2 protein-coding genes are annotated in these 2,789 nt (G+C 34.9%); both read left to right on the top strand.

From position 1 onward, the window contains the following. Positions 1 to 362 precede the first annotated feature (362 nt). Positions 363 to 1,712: an aromatic acid/H+ symport family MFS transporter gene (locus WAE57_RS15715; protein ID WP_337711293.1), complete on the top strand. Its 1,350-nt coding sequence runs from the start codon at positions 363 to 365 to the stop codon at positions 1,710 to 1,712. Positions 1,713 to 1,887: 175 nt separating this feature from the next. Then, on the top strand, positions 1,888 to 2,789 hold a 902-nt coding region (locus WAE57_RS15710), incomplete at its 3' end, for a YaaC family protein (RefSeq protein WP_337711292.1).

The following is a 2,789-nucleotide window of genomic DNA, read 5'->3' as shown; positions in this document are numbered from 1 at the left end:
ATTTATAAAAGATATTTCATAAAAATACAAAAATTCAGAACATATATTTTTTTAAATTAGAAAATTTTATAGTCGTTTTTATATCCGATATTGTTTAGATTATATTAATAAAAATAAAATGATTGATTGGTTTTTATTCAAAAATGTGACCTGTATCACTCTAATTAATACCAAATCAAAAGTCATTTATTTTGTAAATAAATCCTTTTAATACATATGGATATCTTTAATATTTTAAGGAAAATTCATAATCTTTAGTCTTATTGTTTATAAAAAATCATATGCGTATATTAGCTGCGATAAATTTTACTTAACAATTGATTGTTAGGTATGTGGACAAGTACTCATGGGAGATGAGAACGATGACAATGGAAACTGTAGATATAAATTCTGTAGTCGACAATGCGAAATTTACGCCTTTTCACTTCAATGTAGTTGCTTGGTGTTTACTGGTAATTTTATTTGATGGTTATGATTTGGCGATTAATGGTGTAACTTTACCACTATTAATGAAGGACTGGGGCCTAAGTGCCGTTCAAGCGGGAATGCTTGCCAGTACAGCTCTTGCAGGCATGATGTTTGGCGCGATGATCTTTGGTTCCTTGGCGGACAAGATTGGTCGTAAGAAAGTCATCATGATCTGTATTGTTTTATTCAGTGGTTTAACCTTTGCAGGTGGTTTTGCTTCTAACCCCACTGAATTTGGTATGTTACGCTTCCTTGCCGGTCTTGGTATTGGTGGTGTGATGCCAAACCTGGTGGCACTGACTTCTGAATATGCCCCACAAAAGATGCGTAGCACACTTGTGACTACCATGTTCAGTGGTTATGCGGTAGGTGGCGTAATGGCTGCTTTACTCGGCTCATGGTTTACCCCGGATTTTGGTTGGCAAATCATGTTCTTTATCGCGGGTATTCCTTTATTTTTACTGCCTGTAATCTGGAAATTCCTACCAGAATCTCTGTCATTCATTGTGAAGGTAAATAAGCAGGCTGAAGCACGTCGTATTGTGCGTCGCTTAGCGCCGAATGTAAAAGTAACAGATACAACAACCTTTACCTTACCTCAGGAAAATGTGCCTGAAGCTGCAAACGTGGTGAGCTTGTTCCGTCGAGGTCGTGCAACCAATACTTTATTGTTTTGGGTAGCATTCTTCACCTGCTTGCTGACTATGTATGCACTCAGCAGCTGGTTACCGAAACTGATGATGGCTGCAGGCTATTCAATGGATAACAGCTTGATGTTCATGATGGTCATGAACATAGGTGCTGTGGTTGGTATTGTCGGTGGTGGTATTCTTGCGGACCGTTTCCATTTAAAACCTGTATTGATGGTTTTAGGTATGATGGGCGCGATTGTGATGAGTCTTATGGGCTTCCAGTCTAACCAGTTCCTGCTTTACATCTTGGTATTCCTGGCGGGTGCAGCTTCGATTGGTTCGCAAATGCTTCTTTATAGTTATGTTGCACAGTTCTATCCTTTGGCAATACGTTCAACAGGTATTGGCTGGTCATCTGCAATTGGTCGTATGGGCGCGATTGTAGGGCCAATTCTGATTGGTGGATTATTGGGTATGAACTTACCTGCGTACTTCAACTTTATGGCAGTGGGTTTACCGGTACTGATTACTGCAATTGCAGTTGCATTGATTATGCATGACGATGAGTCTGAAAAAATCGGTTCAGCTGAACCGGCAGTGTCTAAAGCTTAAAATTTAAGTTTTAAAAAGAAGCCTCCAAAAGGGGGCTTTTTATTTGAAATTATGTATTTAATAATTTTTTAATATTATAAATTTCAACTATAATTTTTAACAATCAGCTTAGTTAGCTGTTTCGGATTTTGAATAATTACATTATTTAGATATTCAGTTAATTTTAGGGGGATGTATGGGTTTTAAAGAGATTAAATATAAAAATAAAAATTTAACTGTTCATAAATCGATTAAAAACCCAAATTTTGATAGTAAAACTGTTTTGGTAACAGACACTTGGGAATTCGTAGATTTATGGTTGAATCGTCATAAAAAGACAGATGCAAGATTTTTTTGGAACCAAGCAAAAAATTTCTATTATGCGACATTGGCGTTACCCTCAACTTCTGCACCATTGACTGCATATTACTGTTTTCTCAATGCCTCAAAAGCATTATTACTAACTAAAGGTATTAGTTTTAGTAATTTTCATGGGGTTAGTGGTTATTCAAAGCAAGGTCATACATCTCTAAGTAATGAAATAATCAAGTTTCAGTGTGGAGGAATATTACCTGCTTTAGCAACTTATCTTGGTGAGCCAAATATCCAATTTGATTATAGCCTCAAAGATATTTTATATAATTTACCTAATATACATAGAGCTTATAATCATACTTACTCTTCACAAGCAGAGTTATTTATCCCAGTTTTTAATCCAAAAATTGTTAAATCCAATACTACTTCTGAAGCATGGCTTTGTGCCGAGTTATCAACCAATTATGCTAATAACTATACTTATAATAAATTAACCGAGAATTTTGAAAAAGAATTGTCAATTGAGGATAAAGCCATAATAAGATTTAAAAGAAGATTTTCTTGGAAATCAAATGTAAAAACTGAGAAGGATAAAAGTCTGAAAAGATATATTAATACATATCATCCAAAGATTAGAAAACACATAGTTTATATAAATGGTATTAATCGTTTATGGTATCTAAAGAGAACGAATGTAGAAGGTTATATTGATAGAGGAAGTATAACTTTAACTTTTGCTGCAATGCATAGATTATCTGAATTAGCTCGTTATAGCCCTGATAA

The organism is Acinetobacter sp. NS-4 (assembly GCF_037402435.1).
Lineage (GTDB): Bacteria > Pseudomonadota > Gammaproteobacteria > Pseudomonadales > Moraxellaceae > Acinetobacter.
Note: the sequence above shows the minus strand (reverse complement) of the source record. Positions and strands in the feature narration are given on the sequence as shown.

Bases quoted from the DNA above. Each gene is read 5' to 3' on its own strand.
- WAE57_RS15715 (WP_337711293.1), top strand. From the start codon at position 363: ATGACAATGGAAACTGTAGATATAAATTCTGTAGTCGACAATGCGAAA.